Origin of the sequence: Candidatus Tisiphia endosymbiont of Nemotelus nigrinus, assembly GCF_964026475.1 — a bacterium.
GTDB lineage: Bacteria > Pseudomonadota > Alphaproteobacteria > Rickettsiales > Rickettsiaceae > Tisiphia.
The window spans coordinates 393712-414004 of record NZ_OZ032151.1; the positions used below are offsets into that span (position 1 = coordinate 393712).

Sequence of the window (20293 nt, forward strand, 5' to 3'; positions counted from 1 at the left end):
TCTTATTTATTTACCGTTATTTCTCTTATACGCATGTTAAGTTTTGTAAAGATCATATCAGGGATTCTTTCGGTTGATAGTTTATAAATAACCTTGGGTTCTAATACAGATTCTTTTTTGACGTCTATAGATAGTACAATAGTATTTTCCGGCATACAAGAGTATATTTCTTTTATAATCGTCAAAAAGGTTGTAAAATCTTTAGTAGCGAATCTTATGTAAACATCATAGTTTTTTATTCTTATAGTATTTTGACTTGTTCCTATCTCTGCTCTGATACCACTTAAGAATTCTTGTTTAATTGATATAGTAATTGGCTCATTTAGGTTATATTTCTTTGATAAACTATCAATTTTTGTTATTAACCTTGCTCGCTCTAAACAACTTTGTCTAGTAGAAATAGATAATAATTTCGAATATCTTGCGTATGTTTCTAGTATTTTATGTTTTGAATTGATTATAGAGTATAATTTTAACGTTTCTTGAGCTAGAGATTCTTCAATATTACGATTCTTGATAATCGACTCTATATAATCTGTATTCAGACTTTGCAGTAACCATAAAATGATAAAAATACACAGGCAACATATAACAAACTTAAAAAATATAACATTTTTTAAATGAATAACAAAACTTTTAAGCATCTATTTATCCTTTTTCTTACAGAGTATGCAGTTCTTTTAAAGAAGAGATAATTAAATCTACCTAGCACATATTAAGTCGGGGAGTGAATTATGACAAGTAAAGAATTATTATATAAGCAAAATTAATAAGGAGAGAAAATCTATTCTGACGATTACTACATATTTTTCTTGACTATCAAGACAGAAAGCTTTAATATGTGGTTCTAGCCAAGTAATAAGTAGGTTAGAGCCATATATGGCAGTCATTTCTAGAATCGTTTCGTATCTTTCTATAACTAGCAACACATCCCCCACCTCAAAACTAACAAATAGATTATCAGAATACATGTTTCCTATCGGAAGGAGTGAATTATCTAAGTTTCTAAGTGTAACATTGTTGATGTTTTGTATTTTATTTATACAAAACATTATCAGAGCCTTAAAAGACAGTCTTATTAATACTATGATTGGTACTGAAACTGTATCGTTTCTTAAATTTTGGGGGGTTCTACCTTCGGCATTTCTGATGTCGATAATTTATGTAAAATTAGTAAACAAGATGAAGGGTGAATATATATTCTACCTTATATTGTCAGTTTTTTTACTATTTTTTGCCTTATTTGCCTTTTATATTTTTCCCAATCATCTCGCATTCCATTTGAGTAAAGAGCATGCTGGGATTTTAATAAAGTCTTATCCCAATTTGAAATGGTTTATATTGCTTTTATCTAATTGGAGTTTTTCCATGTTTTATATTATAGCAGAATTATGGCCGAGCGTGATATTTGCGTTACTTTTTTGGCAATTTGTTAATAATATAACCTCGGTGGAACAATCGAAAAGATTCTATCCTTTATTTGGACTTTTTGCTCAAACAGGACTTTATATATCAGGGAAATTTCTAGAAAATTTAGCTTATTTAAATCAATCTTTAATTAAAACGTTTGACCTACAACATACAGAAACTGAACTTTCAGTACAAATTATATTAGGCTGTGTACTGGTATTAGGCGTAATAGCGTTAGCAACTTTCTGGACGTTGAACCATAAAATATTGGATAAAGCTCAGGTAGAAAAACTACAATTTTCTGTCAAGAAACAGTCGCTAACTCTTATAGAAAGTTTTAAAATGGTTGTTTCTTCAAGATATATTAGATTAATTGCTACATTACTTGTTTGTTATGGTATAGCTATAAATTTAGTCGAAGGACCTTGGAAAGCGTCAGCTTCAAAGATTTATAAAACACCAACGGAATTTGCTGCTTTTGTTGGCAGTTATCTAAGTATTACTGGCATATTTACTATTTTATTTGTTATTCTCGGCTCTAACATTGTAAGAAGGTTGGGCTGGTTTACAGCAGCAAGTATAACACCAATAATGGTATTTATAACAGGCATGTTATTTTTCTTAGCATCTAATTTTGATGGGTTTTCTGCAATAATTGTGGTTAGCTTTATGCTAACTGATACTTCTTTGATTGCTATTACCATGGGACTAGTAAACAATGTTCTAAGTAAATCGAGTAAATATACTTTATTTGACTCTACAAAAGAAATGTCATATGTTCCTTTAGATACCGAACTTAAGACAAAAGGTAAAGCAGCTGCTGACGTAATTGGGACTAAGCTTGGAAAGTCAGCCAGTGCCCTTCTCCAGTCTTTAATATTTATTATTTTGCCTTGTGCAACTTATCAATCTATTTCTATATACTTAATGATAATATTTGGTATAATCTGTATTATATGGATGTGGGTAATTAGAGAATTGAATAAGGAATATACTGGTATAATATCCTGAACTGTACATAAAAGATTTTGAGGTCTAATGAAAAAGTTAACTTTATTGTTAAATATGGTGTTATTGTTTAGTACGTCAGCATTGGCAGATACAAGATGCTTTTTGGTTAAAGAAAATAATAAAGTCATCAAGCAACAAGGTGATTGCAAATCACGTTACGCTCCTTGTTCTACATTCAAAATTGCCATTAGTCTGATGGGATACAATGAAGGGCTGCTTGTGGATGAAACTCATCCCGAGTTGCCATTTAAAGAAGGTTATGTAGATTGGCTTGATAGATGGAAACAATCTCATAATCCAAGTCTTTGGATGAAGAATAGTTGTGTATGGTACTCGCAAGTTTTAACGCAAAAGCTTGGGATGAGTAAATTCCAAGAATATGTTACAAAATTTAACTATGGAAACCAGGATGTTTCAGGGGATAAAGGTAAAAATAATGGATTAATAAACTCGTGGCTATCCAGTTCATTGGAGATTTCACCTGAAGAGCAGATCGTATTTTTACAAAATCTTCTTGATAACAAGCTACCAGTAAATCTAAAATCTCATGAAATGACAAAAAATATCCTTTTTGTGGAAGAGCTACCAAGTGGCTGGAAGCTCTATGGCAAAACCGGCAATGGTTTCCAGCTTAGCAAAGACAGAATGCAGAAATTAGACCTCCAACAAGGGTGGTTTGTTGGCTGGATACAGAAAGGTAGTCGTGTTATTGCATTTGTCAATCATATTACAGATGACAGTAAGCAAGATGTTTATGCCAGCCTACGTGCTAAAGAAGAGACAAAAGAAAAATTGATGGAAATAGTTCAAGATGCCATTAAGTGAGTATAAATCATACCCTACATTTTTATTAGAATTCCTGCATAAGTCAAAATAGTAGTTGAGAGATTCTTAGGAAAAACGAAGCTTAGTACCGCAGTATACATATAGTCACACTACTGGACAATAAGCCCACTGCTGCACCGTTGCTAGGTAATGTTACACCGAATGCAGTAAAAACACGGTCTATCTTGCAGTATAGCAAATTAATATCTTTGTCCTTTTAGGAATTATTGTGTAATAATTTAATACACTTTGTTAGACATTATTTTTCCAGTTTCTGACAAATTCTTAGTTCTTTCTAGGTTTTGTTGACAAAATCTAGAAAAAGAATAGCTTTTTTGCAATTCTTGTGTATAATTTTATCTATCAGTTTTCATACAAGAGGCTATCAGAGATAGAGGTTGACGGAAAGTTTTACTTAGCTCACCTTACTCGTAGCATTTACAAGTCGCATGGGAAACAGCAAAACGCTATAGCTATGGTCACTTCGGTAGCGACAAAGCAATCCAAAAAGTGGGTAGAAATGATTGCCAATACACTCACGTGGTCTCGCTAATAATACCTGAGATATAAGTAACTTATCCGGTAGCTATAGTTATTTTCTATTATTAAAATTGGAGAGATAAATGAGTTTTCTAACAAAAAAAAGTTTTGAATCAATAAAAGAACTAGGTAAGACCAGTGGTCTTAGCAAAACCCTAGGAGCATTTGACCTAATATTATTAGGGCTTGGTGCTATAATAGGTACGGGTGTATTTGTGGTAACAGGTATGGTCGCTGCTAAATATTCTGGTCCTGCAGTTATGCTATCCTATGCTATTGCTGGTGGAACATGTATTTTTGTTGCCTTTGCTTATACAGAATTGGCTACAATGCTACCTACTTCTGGTAGTGTATATACTTACTCTTATGTAGCTTTTGGCGAAGTATTTGCTTGGTTAATTGGTAGCGTTATTATACTAGAACTCGGTTTTGCTGCTGGTGCAGTTGCGGCTGGTTGGTCAGGATATGCTCAGGGTATATTGTCAGCAGGTGGGGTACATTTACCTACAGCTTTAACTACAGTACCTAGCAATGGTGGAATAATAAATTTACCAGCTTTTCTTATTGTAGTATTTGTCTCTTTTATTTTATATTTAGGAACAAAAGATAGTAAAAAGCTAAATGCTCTGTTAGTATTTTTAAAAATGGCAGCTATATTTGCTTTTATCGTATCTGCTACCCCACATTTTGATGTTACAAATTGGCAGAATTTTCTACCTTTTGGCTTTAATAATATGGTAGTTGGGGCATCTATCCTATTTTTTGCTATGACAGGCTTTGGCACTATAGCTTCTACGGCTGAAGAATGCAAAAATCCAAACCGTGATTTAATGATCGGTATTATTGGCTCACTAGTAATTTCAACTATAGTATACGTTATAGTAGCTGGACTAGCCACTGGTATAGCCCCTTTTGGTCAACTTAATAACGATCAACCACTTGCTTACGCTCTTAGCTTAAATAATAGTAACATTGGTTCTGCCATTGTTGCTACTGGAGCAGTATGTGGTATGGCTACGGTACTGATGATGAATATTTATGGTACGTCTCGTATCTTTTACGTAATTGCCCGAGATGGGTTATTGCCAAAAAGTTTTGCAAAACTGCATGCAAAATATGATAGTCCTTATATCACTATCTTAATATTTTCTGTACTTGCTGCATTATTAGGTGGATTCTGCCCATCTGAAATTCTTTTTCAGTTATCATCTATGGGAGCCCTAATCGATTACTCAGTAGTTGCTATAATAGTCATGTTGTTCAGGATAAAGATGCCAAATGCTACACGACCCTTTAAATGTCCTGCCGCATTTATCATTACACCATTTGTTTTAGTAGCCTGCCTATATCTACTATCTATACAAATGTTTGATAGTAATTTTAATCTGATGGTTGCAGGTCAATTGCTAATATACTGGTTTGCACTCATGTTTGTTCTATATATTATTAGATTGTTCTTTATGAAACGGTAAGTTTAATTTGTATGAATAATGCACTACAACCATTACGTGGTACTAAAGATCTGCTACCTGAGGATTATATAATTCACGATTATATAATTAACATAGCAAAACATATAGGTGTACTTTATGGTTATCAAGCCATGAGTACGCCGATAATTGAATATAGTAAAGTATTCGATCGTACACTTGGAGAAACTTCTGATGTAATAAGTAAGGAAATGTATAGTTTTCTTGATAAGAGTGACAATAATATTTCTCTTAGACCTGAGTTTACAGCTGGCATTATTAGGGCTTTTATATCTAATAACCTGCAACAAACACTACCTGTTAAGTTCTTTTCAAGTGGTCCAGTATTTCGTTATGACCGACCACAAGCTGGTAGACAAAGGCAATTCCATCAAATAAACTTTGAATATATTGGTGGAGAAGAAGGAGCTAGTAACGATGCTGAAACAATTAAGCTTGCATTAGATATTCTTCAAGCTTTAGAAATAGATAAAGATACAACTTTAGAAATAAACTCCATTGGTTGCACCGCAACTCGTACTCTCTACCAACAGAAATTGGTAGAGTATTTCAATGATTATAAGTTAGAACTATCAGAAGATAGCCAAAAGCGACTGATCAAAAATCCGATGCGTATCTTAGATTCAAAAGATGAAAATGATAAAAAAATAGTTGCAAATAGTCCTCTAATGTCTCAATATTATAACAGCGAGACTGCAAGATATTTTGATGATGTGCTAAAATATTTAGATTTACTTAATGTAAAATATATCATTAATCCAAGGTTGGTAAGGGGGCTTGATTATTACTGCCATACAACTTTTGAGTTTACTACTACCAAACTTGGTAGTCAATCAACAATTCTTGCTGGTGGGAGATATGATGGGTTGAGCAAAATTATGGGGGGCTCGGAAACGAGAGCCATTGGCTTTGCTGCTGGAATTGAAAGACTTGCCTTAATGAGAGAATACAACATACCTAAAGCAAGGCCAGTATTTATCTTCCCTATTAGCGACAATAATTTAGAATATTGTTTAATTTTAGCGAATCAATTACGCCAAAAAAATATTTCTGTTACCTTAGATGCTAAAGGAAAAATAGCCAAAAGAATGACCCGAGCTAATCTACAAAAAGCTAAATATGCCATTTTTGTTGGCGATGATGAACAAATGAGCAATAGTCTCAAATTAAAAGATCTTGATAAAGAACAAGAATATTTATTGCAATTTGAACAAGTTGTAGAGTTATTAGTTAATGTATAGCTACCACAGTTGTCGAAAGTTAGAAGAGGAAGAAGTATTTAGTATACCCTACATATTATACAATACCATGGTTAGGTTTAATAACTGCAACGGCATTAACAGCCTTAATTAGCAGTGCAACAAATTTTGAAAATGGTAGAAATTACCAGCATGGCTTGATTTAGTGCCAAAACAGCACTCAACTGGTGGGAAAGAAAGGTTGCTAGGAATTAGTAAAAGAGGCGATGTATATTTACGTAATTTATTAATCCATGGAGTCCGGTCTGTTTTTATAACTAGAGTATTAAGAACTAAAAAATTGGATAAAGTAACAGATGATAAGAGCCAATTCACTAATTGGCTGCTCAAACTACAGGAGAGACGAAGTTATAATACCAGTGTAGTGGCGGTGGTAAATAAATTAGCAAGAGTAGTATTTTTGCGGTACTGAGAAATGATGAGACATATAGTGAAACAAAAGTATGTTATTAAAAGTTTAAATAAATAAGGTTTAAATTTTAAAAAATCAGCGTTTTATAACAAAAAATTTACTCCAAAAATTAAATCCCCAATTTTATGCAAAAATTTTTTGTTAAGGTTTTAATTTTTTGATTTATTCTTAATTCTTAGCATTCCTGACGGAAAGACTAATTACTATATTATTTTTTGAGCTAGCACATTTTCCTTATAATTCAGCTAAGATAGTATTAGCACTACAGTTGTAGATTCTAAAAACTAGAAATTATCATGACTAAAACTATGATACAGTTGTATATTTATACCTAAATTTTAGCAACAAATTGTAAATAAAACACTCAAATTTCCTATAATTTATTCAATCTACCACTGTAGTATTAGGATCAGATTATATTTTTATCCCGATATAGCAGCAGGTATGAAGTAAAAATTCTATTCTTGAAATCTACTAATTATACTCTATACTAGCTCATTGTTGAATTTTGTAAATAATAAAGGGAGTGTTATGGCTAGGATAACGATTGAAGATTGCGTTGGAAAAATTCACGATAGGTTTGAGTTGGTAGCTCTAGCCGCTCAAAGAGCAAATGATATAAACTCTGGTAGTACAATGACTATTAGTAACGTTAAAGATGATAAGGCGACTGTGCTGGCGTTACGCGAAATAGCTGCTGGTCATGTGACAATTTCGACCATAAAGACCCAGTTATTAAAACGCCTTCGAACAAAAAATAGAATCGATCCTATTGATGAAGAAAATACAGGTTCTTCTACTGATACTACTACAGAAGACTTTGATTATTTACCAAGTGGTTCAGATATCTGTGTTACAGAAGACTATTCTGATTTAGATGATCAAATATTTGATGATAACATTAGTGGTAACGAGCAAAAATGATTATTAGTATTGGTACAGATATAGTACAAATTCCAAGAATAGAGAGGATATTAAACCTATATGGTCAATGTTTTATAGACAGAATTCTTTCTAAAAAGGAAGTACAAAAGCTAACTTCTATAAGCAAAGACCAACATGGTTGTTTTTTGGCAAAAAGGTTTGCTGCGAAAGAAGCAGTTAGCAAAGCCCTTGGTGTTGGAATTGGCAGAAATTTACAATTTAAAGACATCTCTATATTAAATGATGATCTAGGAAAGCCATTTGTTTTGGGTTGTTATCCTGAAAACCTAAACAAATTTGGACGAAACCTTGAGCAAGTTAAAGTCCACTTGTCTATTTCAGACGATTACCCAATTGCTATAGCTTTTGTAATCGTTACCTCATTATAGCTAACCTGACTAACATTATTATAGTGTGCCCAATAATAAGACAGAACGAGACGGACGGATACTTGAATATCCTACGAATTGGATTAAAAATTAAATAGCGAGCAGAAGAAGCCTGTATAAGGCATTATTACAAGATATCAGGCTGCAACTTGGTTTTTCTTTTATAATCTTTCTCAAAATGCCTTACCATCAAATATGCTAATATTACAAAGAAAACAAGATATATGATGGGGAATAATTTAAAGTTTAGATATTTCATTAATACTAGACATACATAATTTGCAGTACCAGACATCAACATTCCTCCAATAGTATGACCAAAACTTATTGCCCGGTAGCGATCACTGATAGCAAAAGATCTTACCACAACACCATGGGCAAGAGCATTGAAAGGTGCGACAAAACATGCAAGCATTAAACAAGAACACAAAGCCAGATTAACCATTTGGTAATTAATCGAAATAATAAATAATAGACTAGCTACAAGCGTGCCAAATAAACTAATCTTAAACACTTTCATTTGATTAAATCGATCGGCAAGTAAGCCAGAAATAGGCATAGCAATTGCAAAACACATAATTATCATAACCGAAAAAGCACTCATAATGAAGCTGGTTTGCGGCAGGATCATAGGTAAATATTGCCTCATAAAGATAATGGATATTTGATAAGTTGCACCAAATCCACCAGCAAGAAATACTACCATCAAAATGGTTTGCCATTGTTTGTGAACCAAAACAACCAAACTTTTTATTTTTATATTATTTTCTTGATTTTTCTTAAATTCTGGTGTTTCATCAAGTTTCCGACGGAAATATAGCGTAATTAAAGCTAAAGGTAAACTAACTAAAAAAGGAATACGCCAGCCCCAGTCTGGAAAAATATGAGCACTAAAAAAATTAGTTGCCCCTATTCCTAGTAACAAACCTAAAACTCCAGTACAACGAGTTATCGCTGAAGCTGTATATCGATATTTCTCCCCTAAATGTTCAATAACGTAAATAGCTGCTCCGTCATATTCCCCAGCTACAAAAATACCCTGCATAATGCGACATAAAACCAAAATTACTGTACTCCAAACACCAATAGACGAATATTCTGGCAGCAAACCTATAATCATAGTAGGTATAACAATACCTATTATTGTTATACTTAATGCCGTCTTACGCCCATAAATATCCCCGATACGTCCAAAAATCAGTGACCCCATAGGCTTCGATAAATATGCTAACGCATAAACAGCAAAAACATTTATTAGACTAGTTATATAATCAGCATTTGGGAAGAATTTAATAGCAATAATTCCGGCAGAAAAACCGTATAAACTATAGTCGTAATACTCAACGATTGTCCCTAAAAATGCTCCTATAATTTTATTTTTTGTCTTTTCTTTCATTTGTCATCTTATTTAAGCCCCTTCAGTTAGTAATCTATTTCTGACTGAAGGTGATAAGTTAAGATTAAGCTCTTTTAAAGCTTTTTCCTCAATATAATCGGGAGCATTCATCAATAAATCTTCCGCCTGTTGATTTAATGGGAAAGCTATTACCTCTCTAATATTTGTTGAATCAGTTAATAACATAACAATCCTATCTATGCCGGGGGCTATCCCTCCATGTGGCGGAGCACCAAATTTAAATGCTCTGATCATTCCACCAAATCTTTTATCAACAATTTCCGGGGGGTATCCAGCAATCTCAAAAGCTTTATACATTATTTCCGGTTTATGATTTCTAATTGCTCCACTAGATAACTCAATACCATTACAAACAATATCATATTGATATGCTTTGATGGCTAGTAAATCATCTACTGTTTTGGCTGATTCTAGCACTCCCATGCCACCTTGTGGCATAGAAAACGGATTATGACTAAAATCTATTTTGTTAGTTTGCTCATTTAATTCATAAAATGGGAAATCTGTTATCCAACAAAACTCAAAACAATCTTTTTTAAGTAAAGCTAAATCTTCAGCTAATTTAGTTCGGAGTTTACCAGCAAGTTTAGAGGCTTTATCCACTTTATCACTAGTAAAAAAGACAGTATCGCCATTTTGTAAATTTGCTAAAGACTTTAAATTCAATAATTGTTCCTCTGTTAGAAATTTAACAATAGGTCCTTTAACTTGCCCATTTTCTAGAAACTGGATATAACCAAGCCCACTTGCTCCCTCGGAAGTTGCAAATTCTGCCATTTTATCAAAGAAGCTTCTTGGTAAAGTAGAAGTTTTAGGAGCTGGCACTGCTCTTACAATAGAACCATTCTTTATATTCTCTTTAAAAATAGCAAAATTAGATTCTCTAAATAATTCAGTAACGTCAGCAATTATTAGCGGATTTCTAAGGTCTGGCTTGTCAGTGCCATATTTTAGCATTGCTTCTTCATATGGAATTTGAACAAAAGGAATACTCGATACTTTCTTATCAGAAAATTTGCTAAATATTTCATACATCACCGGTTCAATAGTATTAAATATATCTTCTTGCGTAACAAAAGACATCTCTATATCCAATTGATAGAATTCACCTGGCGACCTATCAGCTCTTGCATCCTCATCTCTAAAACAAGGAGCTATCTGAAAATAACGATCAAATCCTGATACCATAAGCAATTGTTTGAATTGCTGCGGAGCTTGCGGTAAAGCATAAAATTTTCCAGGATGCAATCGGCTGGGTACTAAGAAATCCCTAGCCCCTTCTGGAGAACTGGCAGTTAGGATTGGCGTTTGAAACTCAGTAAAGCCGCCCTGCATCATAAGATGACGTAAATGAGCAATAACTTGCGATCTTAGCATAATGTTATTATGCAGCTTTTCACGCCTAAGATCTAAGAAACGATATTTTAACCTAGTTTCTTCGGGAGAAATTTGTTCAGAATTAACCATTAATGGTAAAGATTCTGCATTAGACTCAATTATAAACTCACTTACCAATATTTCAATTTTACCAGTCATTAACGAGTCATTTATTGTGTCATCGAGCCTTGCTACCACTTCGCCAACAATAGTTATAACCGATTCGTACCTTAACCGACTAGCAGCATCCATCAAACTTGGATTTTGATCAGTAAACACCAATTGGCTGACACCAAAATGATCCCTAAGATCAATAAAGACCAAATTACCGTGATCCCTTCTTCTATGTACCCAGCCAGATAATTTTACCTTTTTCCCAACATCACTTAATCGCAATTCATTACAATTATGCGTTCTATATTTATGCATCTTACTCAACATATTTATTTTGTTTGTATAGATATATAAAAAATATCCATATTAGGCAATAGACTTCTTGTTAAATTCTATACCTTCCTAATAGACAATATATCATAAAAATTAACTACACTAATAGATATATGCAAATTATTTGACATAAATTTAACGAACAATATTAGAACCTTTCTTTTTAACAGGTAAGGCGGGGGTTGCAGAAGGTTTTATGCCTTTATTATATGCTGGAAGTCTCTTTATGATAGGCTTAGGTTCTGTAGTTGGAAATAGTGTTTTATCAAATGATTCTGGGTTTATTTTTCTAAGCTCTACTAGTTGTTGGTTTGTAATACTCTTTATATCATCAGGTTTTAGTTTTATTTCAGCATTATTCTCAGCTAGAAACTCGGATAATTTTGTTGTCAGAACACTGTTAGGCATTACGTGAGAAGAAATGGATAGTTTAATTTTTTCTTCAACAAATTTATTGCTTTTCCTTTCTTCAACTCTTTTTACTTCCATAGAAAGTTTTTCTAGTTTGCTACTGTCAATAGTAAAATTCTTATTCCACAAACTAGTATTACCCTTGTTCGCAAGATGGTTTGTAAGCTCTTTTGTTAAACTATTTTTATGGCTTTTTAGATATTCAGGATCAAGATCAGACAAAGCAGGCAATAACTTATTTTTAATTTCCGCCAACTGTTCAGGTTTTATTTTAGCATTTTTTTCTTTTAAAACCGCATCAATTGCCTTGGAAATTATCGGCAAGCTTATTTCTGTGTTAATTTTTTTTTCTGGTCGTCCTTCTGATATTTTTTCTGAAGAAATAATTGATGCCGCCTTTGTTAACGGCTCACTTTTTTTGCCATGTTTCTCAATTAGCTGATTGGAAATATTCTGTAGTGACTCAGTAGAAATAGTCAATTCTTTGGTAAGACTTGAACCAAGAGTCTTACGCTTTACAATATCTTTTGTAACCTCTGATATTATGTCTCCCTTGTTATTTCGTAGATCATCAGGGTCAAGTTTGGTCAATGCCTGGGATATTTGGTAAGTAATTTTTTCTTTCTGCTTATCTGGAATATCTATTTCTTTTTTAATGTTTTGGAGAACTTCTTGTACGGTTTGTTCTACTTGTAATACCGCCACTTTGCTATTCACCTCTTCGAGAATGCTGTTAATAGAGTTAGCAAATTGCTTGACATTTTCTGGTGTAATTTTCTTATCATCTAACACACCCCATTGCTTTGTATCACCATCTATTGCAAAAATTTTAAGAGTTTCTTTATTAATCAAACTCATTAATTGTGAAAGATTTTGCTCTGACAACATGGCTTTCTCCAATTCAGACGGAATATCCTTGATGTAAGGAGTAATCTGAGAAAAAAAAGCTTTTCTCTTTTCAGGATCAATAGCCTTAGGATTTCCATTGCTGTCCATTCCCATAATCTTAACGTCTGTAAACAGTTGACCAACCAACCTCTTGTTTACAAGAGCTCTAATTCCATCATTGGTTGACAATGCTTCGGCTATTTTGCTTCAGTAATCATCTACTTCATGCTTAAAATCAGCAAAATATTTCGAACCAATACCTTCTTTCTCCATTTTTGCAATTTTTTTATCTATTGCTTTTAGAGATGCTAGCAAACTCTTAACATCTCTAGCTTTATTTTTTGCATCATCTGGATCTTCTTCTAAGAAGGTTTTGCGTGCTGTAAGAAAATCCTGATGCGTAATATCAATAATTCCTTTATTAGACTTTGCTATACTTACAAGTGTACCAGCAAAAAAACTTTCGCTACTTTTTAATTCATTCCGCAAGTCTGTAATAGTATCATTAACTCTTTTTAATATGGTACTTTCTTTGCCTGTAACAATGTCTTCACCTTCACTTTCGTAACCAGAATCATTACCACCATTATCTTGCATAAATATCTCCTATCGTTTGTTAAAGATACGTTGTTATTTTATCAAATAAGATAAGTAAACTTAATCTTATTCCTCTACTGATTGTTCACGTATTACCTGCAAGTTATTTTGACAATTATGCCAAAGGTTCTTGATTTCTTGTTCGTAAGCAATCAACTCAAGCATAGTCCAATTAAATTGTTCAAAAAGTTTATATGCACTATTTATTCCTCTATGAATAGCATCTATATCAAACAATTTTGCAGAAAATAATTCTTCTATCCTTGCTTCTTGTGCTTTTTTATATTCATTATGATTAGCAACACCAAATTCTGCTACATCATGCATCTGACTGGTCCGCACCTGTATTTCTACATTACGTTTAGGAGTACCAATGGCAGCTACGATATGTAGAGAACTATAACCATTTGCCTTAGGATTAACAATATAATCTTTATATTTCTCAAGGTTATTATGGTATAAATCATTAATAATGTCCAATACTGTGTAACAGTCTTCTTGCTTGTCAACTATGATTCTAAAAGCAATTAGGTCAGTTAATTGATGAAAATCAATGTTTTTTCTTAGCAGTTTCTTTAAGATAGAATAAGGATCTTTTAATCTATAGGATATCTTATCTACTATGGACCTTTCGTGTAACTTATTACCAATAGTACGTGCGATCTTGTGTAAATTATCAATATCTTTATATAGCATGAACTTCATATTGTTACTTATAACTATTTTGGCTATTATATATCTTACGAATATTAATAAAAATTACTGCTCCCTGTCAACGGTTAAATTCTTAATTTATTGAATAAGTGTTATTTCGAAAGTATATGCAAATGATTTGGAAAATTGGAGCATAAAAAGAAGGATGCCTGAAGTTTTATATGAAACCGATGCTTCAAATCATTTGCGTATACAATTCATTGCTTGTTGTGAAGTACCCAACTTATAACCCTCCTTACACCTCCATGTATTCTCCTATAAATTTTGTTCCACGTAATCCTAGGACCATCTATACGCAATGACCTAATTAATTGTATTATTACATTAGGTTTACGATTATTAAATGACATAGTAGGTACGTCATTAAATTTTATTAATTTATCTAATGGTAGCTCAAAGATTTTCGTTGTAAATAAAATCAAAGAATCAACTTGCTTATCAAATTGACTTAAATATTGATGGTTAATAACAAATGAGGAAATATTTATTAACCTCATTGTCATTTTTTTACTGTTAAAACAGTTACTAGTTCCATAATCAACTCTAACCTGTGATAAAGCTAGGTCAATTGCTCCTATATCATGTTTACTTGCTATAGAGATATACAAACATACGTCTTCGCCAATCTTTATATTTTCAGGGAATTCATTTGACACAAAAAGAGAAGCTTTCCCCATCACAGTAGAGATTGTTATAGGACATTTTTCAATAATTTTAGGAAAAATATGTCCACTAAAAGTGCCAGAGTGAATATATTTAATCAGATTTCCATTCCAATCCATTCTATGGTAAGAACTATGTGAAAATAATAAACTATTCTCTTCCATAAACTTCAATTGAGTTTCAAGTTTATTATCATAAAACAAATCATCAGAATCAATGAATGCTATATACTGCCCAGATGCCTGTTTAATAGCTAGGTTACGTGCTGCTGCTGGTCCAGCATTTTCTTTACGAATATATTTAATCCTACTATCCTTATTGCATTCTTTAATCAATGCAGAGACGTCATCTTCAGAGCCATCATCCACTAAAATCAGTTCCAAGTTTTGATGAGTTTGCGCAATGACACTCCTAATTGACTCTATTGACAAATTGACTCTATTATAAATTGGCATAATTACACTAATCTTAATACCAGATAAGAAGTCCTTTGCCATTGATTCAGCTAGCTTAGATGCTTGATTATAATGAGCATTTGCAAGAAAAATATTAGTACGATGTAAGAATAAGTAAGGTGAGCCTTCCATTATAGTCATTTCTTCTGAAGTTAGCCTTCTGAGGAATCCGGACCACAACTCATTACATTCATCGATATGGCTAGTGATTTTATGTGTTCCTCGATCCGGATGAACACGACTTTTAATTAGAATGCGAGCATCAAAATGAGTAGGTGCTACCCTTAAAAATTCAAACCACAGCGCATAATCTTGGGTAGTCAATAATGTTTCATCAAAAACACCAATTTCATGGAAATATTTTATAGGTATTAAGAGAACACATCCGTGAATTAATCCCCGCATAAGAATAAATAACGGGATATTACATTTCTCAATGGTGAATATTTTATCTAGTCTTTCAAAACACAATGACCTAGATTTATGGTCTATAACTTCGTACCCGCCGTAAATAATTGTATTACGATTAGCAAGATTACTTAGTATATTAATTTGATGTTCAATTTTTTCAGGGGTATAGAGATCATCATGACTTAGCCACGAAAAATATTCTCCTGTCATTTCCCTAATTGCCAAATTTAATGCTGAAGCTACTCCACCATTTGCTTTAGAAAAATAACGAATCTTGTCACCATAACTCAAAGCTATGCGCTCTGTTTCACCATTATCGTTTGATCCATCATTAACAACTATAATTTCCAAATTTTTGTAAGTCTGAGCTACTGCGCTATCTATTGCTTGACGCATATAATTAGCACCATTATACACTGGAATAACAATTGAAACTTTAGGGTAAAATGTGGTGTTAGTCATTAAAGATTCTGAATTAGTTAAAACATATAATGATTGCTTAATATTATCTAATATAGTTCCTTGTAGTTACAAAAACTTATTAATTATTTTTCTATAAATTTTATAACATGTTTTTATTATACCATCAGTATATAATGACTTAAATAATCGTACTATTTTTGTATTAGGAAAAGTCTTATCTTCCAGCTGTATAACTTGTGGTTGTATAATTTGTGGATTAACAATATTAGCAGCAGCTAATATTAATTTACTAGTTTCTATATTAAATTTACTTAAATACTCATCATGCATAACGAAAGAAGCAATATTTAACAATCCTATGGATAATTTTTTAGGATTATAAGCATGAGTAGTAGTATAATCAATTCTAACTTTTGATAAAATAAGATCTATACCTGCTATCTTATGTTTGCTAGCTATAGAAATCCATAAACAAACATCCTCACCAATTCTTAGATTTTCAGAAAAAAAATAGTTTTTTAAAAGAGAAGCCCTTACCATTACAGTAGACGGTGCTATTACACACTGAGAAATAATTTGAGGAAAAACATTGCCATGAAAAGTACCTGAATTAACATATTTTAGATGTTGTCCTTTAAAATTTATTTCTTGATAAGAAGTATGCGAGAATAAAAAATTATTCTCCTCCATAAATTTTAGTTGGGTTTCTAACTTATTCTTATAGAATAAATCATCTGAATCAATAAGTGCGATATATTTACCTGTGGCATTTTCTATAGCTACATTGCGTGCTGCTGCTGCTCCTAAATTTTCTTCTTTACGAATATATTTTATTCTGGGGTCTTTTTTGCTTTCAGCAATTAAGGCTGAAATATCATCACTAGAAGCATCATCTACTAAAATTAATTCCAGGTTTTTATGAGTTTGAGCAATAACACTTTTAATTGACTCAATTGCTACATTAACTCTATTATAAATTGGCATGATTACACTAATCTTAATGTCAGTATTTGTCATTAAAAATCCTATTATCTAACTGTTCTTAAAGGTATCAAGTACTCTAGGTTAATCTTTTACAAAATTACTACCTTTCTTTCTCATTTAAACCACACAACCCTATTAATATAATCTACATAACTCAAAACAATACGGAGTATTTTTTGTGATACTAGTCCAGTATTATAGTCAGAAGCGATTGTTTGTAAATGTCTATATTTACTATGTTGTTTGGTTACAACACGTACAGCATCTAGAACCTTTTCTACTTCAAGACCACTCATTATTAGAACACCTTCATCCATACCTTCTGGTCTTTCGTGAGTATCACGAATAGTAATTGCTGGTAAATTGAGTAGCGAGGCTTCCTCGGTAATTGTACCGCTATCAGATAGAATACAAAAAGACTGCATTTGCAGTTTGATGTAATCCAAAAAACCAAATGGCTTTAAAAAACGAATTTGTTTATCCAAATCTTTGATTCCTAGCTTTTCCAATATCTGACGGGTACGAGGATGGGTTGATACAATCACCGGCATATCATATTCTTTAACCAGTGTCTGTAAACTATTCAGTAAGTTCTGCAGATTGCTTGACATATCTACGTTTTCTTGACGATGCACACTGACCAAGAAATAGCAGTGATCTTGAAGTTCTAGCCTATCCAGTATATTTGATTGCTGTATCCTAGGCATAAAATAATTCAACACTTCTTGCATATGCGAACCAGATTTGATAATTCGCTCTAGCGGTATTCCCTCAGCAATAAGGTAACGCCTAGCATGTTCAGTCAAAACTATATTTATATCACTTAAGTGATCGACTACCTTACGGTTTAGTTCTTCTGGTACTCTTTGATCAAAGCAACGATTGCCGGCTTCCATATGAAAAACTGGTATCTTTCGCCTCTTGGCTGCGATAACCGAGAGGCAAGAATTTGTATCTCCATACAGCAATAATGCATTTGGTTGTTCTTTTTCTAACACCTCATCAGCTTTCTCAATAATACGTGCAATGCTTTGTGCTGCATTACCGCTAACAGCAGCTTCTAAAAAATAATCTGGTTTACAAATATTAAGCTCATCAAAGAAAATCTGATTAAGTTCATAATCAAAATTTTGCCCAGTATGAACCAAAATATGGTTAGTATGCTCGTCAAACTCAGATATTACCCTAGACATTTTAATAAGCTCTGGACGGGTACCAATAATGGTCATTACTTTAAGCATTGAGTTGCTCTGTAATAAAGTCAAGTGTTAGTAAAAGCTTTTTAACTTGTTCTATATTCAATATTTCTGTATTGGCTGATGTATAGTCGTTTAGAGTAGCATTGTTTAAATCTCCTTCTACATAAAATTTTGAATAATTGAGATCACGATTATCAGCAGGAATCCTGTAATAATTTCCTAAATCTTGAGCTTTAATCATTTCTTCACAACCAACCAAAGATTCATAGATTTTTTCTCCATGACGTATACCAATCAAACGAATTTCATTATTAGCACTAAATAATTCTTTTATAGCATGAGCTAATACTTCAATTGTTGAAGCTGGAGCTTTTTGTACAAAAATATCACCTTGTTGTCCATGTTCAAAAGCATATAACACTAAATTTACAGAATCTTCAAGTGACATTAAAAAACGGGTCATATTTGGGTTGGTAATAGTCAGAGGCTTTCCTTCTTTAATTTGATTAACAAAAAGAGGTATTACTGAGCCACGGGAAGCCATTACATTGCCATAACGAGTGCAACACAGAACTGTCTCTTCTTTAGAACTCATTCGAGCTTTAGCTATCACCAGTTTTTCCATCATCGCTTTTGATAAACCCATGGCATTGATAGGATATACTGCCTTATCAGTACTAAGTACTACAACTCGTTGAACACCATTAGCAATAGCTGCATTCATCATATTTTCAGCCCCCAATACATTAGTTCGTATTGCTTCCATCGGATAAAATTCACATGATGGTACTTGCTTCAAGGCTGCAGCATGGAAAACATAATTAACATTTTTCATAGCATAGTAAATACTGTCATAATTTCTTACATCTCCAATATAAAATTTAAGCTTAGGATTATTGAAAGCGATCCTCATATCCTCTTGTTTTTTTTCATCTCGACTGAAAATACGAATTTCTTTAATATTAGTTTCTAGTAATCGCTTCATTACTGTATTACCAAATGACCCTGTACCTCCGGTAATCATTAGAATTTTATCATCAAACATTCTTATACCTATTATTTAAATTTATACATATATTGAATTAACTCTGACCATTCAGGCGGTACATACCCCGTTGCTTTATTGAAAAGTTCAGCATTAAGTGAACGATCAATGACCAGTTCATTGGATGGAATTATTTCAATTGTTTTATCATAGGTACTTGCCACAAGTTTTAACAGATCAAACTTGTTAATTGGTTTTGCTGCTACATGATAAAGTCCATTCATATCAAATCGCGGTATGACGATATCGCGAACTATCCTAGCTAATTCAACAGTTGGAACTCCAGAGAAAATGGCACGGACATACCCTTTGACTGCTGTGTGTTGCGCAAGAAACCAACCAACTAGACTCTTAGCTCCTGACAACTCATGCCCAATAATGGAAGTGCGAAGTGTTATAGTGTTAGGATAATGTACTTCTCCTAAAAACTTTGAACGACCATAGAGATCATTAGCATCTGCAAAATCCCTTTCTATATAGTTACCCTTAGATCCAGAGAATACACAATCAGTACTAATATGGATAAAACGACTCCCCGTTGCTTGACATATTACACTAAGCCTATGAGGAAGCAAAGCATTGATTGACAGTGCTTGTAGGGGATTATTTGCATCATCCAGTTGTTTAATTAGCCCAATACAGTTTACCACTATATCAGGTTTAATTGTTGCGAATAGTTTAATAAGAGAATCATGATTTTCTATATTTACTGGAGTAATAAGTTTTTTGGATAACTCCTCAGGGAAGTAACGACAAGCACCATTATTTCTAGCTGTTCCATAAACAGTAAGGTTACGATCCTCAGATATAAACCTAAACATGGCGTTTCCAAGCATTCCTGTCGCACCAAAGATTAATATTTTCATACAATACTCTTTTCTTTAAACTTTTATTCAATTATTGGTGCGATTTATCAATCTATCGTGAATTCGCATAACATATTAGACTTATATCACGTTTTTAAGATATAAGTGTCTAGGTAACCTGACTAGCGTTACTACA

At 32.8% G+C, this 20293-nt stretch carries 19 protein-coding genes; 7 read left to right on the top strand and 12 right to left on the bottom strand.

The window, feature by feature from the left end; all coding sequences use genetic code 11:
- Positions 1-2: 2 nt before the first annotated feature.
- Together AAGD39_RS01935 and AAGD39_RS01940 are read right to left on the bottom strand one after the other, a co-directional pair.
- Positions 3-644 carry a hypothetical protein gene (locus tag AAGD39_RS01935; RefSeq protein ID WP_341756948.1) on the bottom strand — a complete coding sequence of 214 codons (642 nt, stop codon included), beginning with the start codon at positions 642-644 and terminating at the stop codon, positions 3-5.
- 108 nt (positions 645-752) lie between these two features.
- Positions 753-971: a hypothetical protein gene (locus AAGD39_RS01940; protein WP_341756949.1), complete on the bottom strand. Its 219-nt coding sequence runs from the start codon at positions 969-971 to the stop codon at positions 753-755.
- Between AAGD39_RS01940 and AAGD39_RS01945 the strand changes: the two genes are divergently transcribed.
- The 7 genes from AAGD39_RS01945 to acpS all read left to right on the top strand — a co-directional run bounded on the left by AAGD39_RS01945 (position 880) and on the right by acpS (position 8260).
- Positions 880-2421 (top strand): Npt1/Npt2 family nucleotide transporter, encoded by a 1542-nt coding sequence (locus tag AAGD39_RS01945; protein ID WP_375359800.1) that lies wholly within the window; start codon positions 880-882, stop codon positions 2419-2421. The genes AAGD39_RS01940 and AAGD39_RS01945 overlap by 92 nt on opposite strands.
- A gap of 27 nt (positions 2422-2448) precedes the next feature.
- Positions 2449-3246, top strand: a complete 798-nt coding sequence (gene blaOXA / locus AAGD39_RS01950) for a class D beta-lactamase (protein WP_341756951.1) — start codon at positions 2449-2451, stop codon at positions 3244-3246.
- 623 nt (positions 3247-3869) lie between these two features.
- Complete coding sequence (locus AAGD39_RS01955; protein WP_341756952.1) at positions 3870-5258, top strand: amino acid permease; 1389 nt, start codon at positions 3870-3872, stop codon at positions 5256-5258.
- Positions 5259-5269: 11 nt separating this feature from the next.
- Complete coding sequence (gene hisS / locus AAGD39_RS01960) at positions 5270-6517, top strand: histidine--tRNA ligase (RefSeq protein WP_341756953.1); 1248 nt, start codon at positions 5270-5272, stop codon at positions 6515-6517.
- A gap of 163 nt (positions 6518-6680) precedes the next feature.
- Positions 6681-6947 carry a transposase gene (locus AAGD39_RS01965; protein WP_341756954.1) on the top strand — a complete coding sequence of 89 codons (267 nt, stop codon included), beginning with the start codon at positions 6681-6683 and terminating at the stop codon, positions 6945-6947.
- A 531-nt stretch (positions 6948-7478) separates the two neighbouring features.
- Positions 7479-7871 (top strand): DNA-directed RNA polymerase subunit omega, encoded by a 393-nt coding sequence (rpoZ, locus tag AAGD39_RS01970; RefSeq protein WP_341756955.1) that lies wholly within the window; start codon positions 7479-7481, stop codon positions 7869-7871.
- On the top strand, positions 7868-8260 hold the full coding sequence (gene acpS / locus AAGD39_RS01975; protein WP_341756956.1) for a holo-ACP synthase: 393 nt from the start codon (positions 7868-7870) through the stop codon (positions 8258-8260). The genes rpoZ and acpS overlap by 4 nt, the downstream gene beginning before the upstream one ends.
- Before the next feature lie 127 nt (positions 8261-8387).
- On the opposite strand, the gene AAGD39_RS01980 is transcribed toward acpS, so the two are convergent.
- From AAGD39_RS01980 to AAGD39_RS02025, 10 genes are all read right to left on the bottom strand, one after another.
- Positions 8388-9656: an MFS transporter gene (locus tag AAGD39_RS01980; RefSeq protein ID WP_341756957.1), complete on the bottom strand. Its 1269-nt coding sequence runs from the start codon at positions 9654-9656 to the stop codon at positions 8388-8390.
- 12 nt (positions 9657-9668) lie between these two features.
- Positions 9669-11483 (bottom strand): aspartate--tRNA ligase, encoded by a 1815-nt coding sequence (gene aspS, locus AAGD39_RS01985; protein ID WP_341757206.1) that lies wholly within the window; start codon positions 11481-11483, stop codon positions 9669-9671.
- Between the two features lie 153 nt (positions 11484-11636).
- A complete protein-coding gene (locus AAGD39_RS01990; protein WP_341756958.1) occupies positions 11637-12908 on the bottom strand; it encodes a hypothetical protein in 1272 nt (423 codons plus the stop codon).
- Positions 12909-13007: 99 nt separating this feature from the next.
- Entirely contained in the window at positions 13008-13397 is a 390-nt protein-coding gene (locus tag AAGD39_RS01995; protein WP_341756959.1) for a hypothetical protein, read from the bottom strand.
- A gap of 66 nt (positions 13398-13463) precedes the next feature.
- Positions 13464-14102 carry a bifunctional (p)ppGpp synthetase/guanosine-3',5'-bis(diphosphate) 3'-pyrophosphohydrolase gene (locus AAGD39_RS02000; protein ID WP_341756960.1) on the bottom strand — a complete coding sequence of 213 codons (639 nt, stop codon included), beginning with the start codon at positions 14100-14102 and terminating at the stop codon, positions 13464-13466.
- A gap of 206 nt (positions 14103-14308) precedes the next feature.
- Positions 14309-16102: a glycosyltransferase family 2 protein gene (locus AAGD39_RS02005; RefSeq protein ID WP_341756961.1), complete on the bottom strand. Its 1794-nt coding sequence runs from the start codon at positions 16100-16102 to the stop codon at positions 14309-14311.
- 66 nt (positions 16103-16168) lie between these two features.
- Positions 16169-17080: a glycosyltransferase family 2 protein gene (locus tag AAGD39_RS02010; protein WP_341756962.1), complete on the bottom strand. Its 912-nt coding sequence runs from the start codon at positions 17078-17080 to the stop codon at positions 16169-16171.
- An 80-nt stretch (positions 17081-17160) separates the two neighbouring features.
- A complete protein-coding gene (wecB, locus tag AAGD39_RS02015; RefSeq protein ID WP_341756963.1) occupies positions 17161-18288 on the bottom strand; it encodes a non-hydrolyzing UDP-N-acetylglucosamine 2-epimerase in 1128 nt (375 codons plus the stop codon).
- Positions 18281-19291 carry a polysaccharide biosynthesis protein gene (locus AAGD39_RS02020; RefSeq protein ID WP_341756964.1) on the bottom strand — a complete coding sequence of 337 codons (1011 nt, stop codon included), beginning with the start codon at positions 19289-19291 and terminating at the stop codon, positions 18281-18283. The genes wecB and AAGD39_RS02020 overlap by 8 nt, the downstream gene beginning before the upstream one ends.
- A gap of 11 nt (positions 19292-19302) precedes the next feature.
- Positions 19303-20157: a dTDP-4-dehydrorhamnose reductase family protein gene (locus tag AAGD39_RS02025; RefSeq protein ID WP_341756965.1), complete on the bottom strand. Its 855-nt coding sequence runs from the start codon at positions 20155-20157 to the stop codon at positions 19303-19305.
- Positions 20158-20293: the final 136 nt, after the last annotated feature.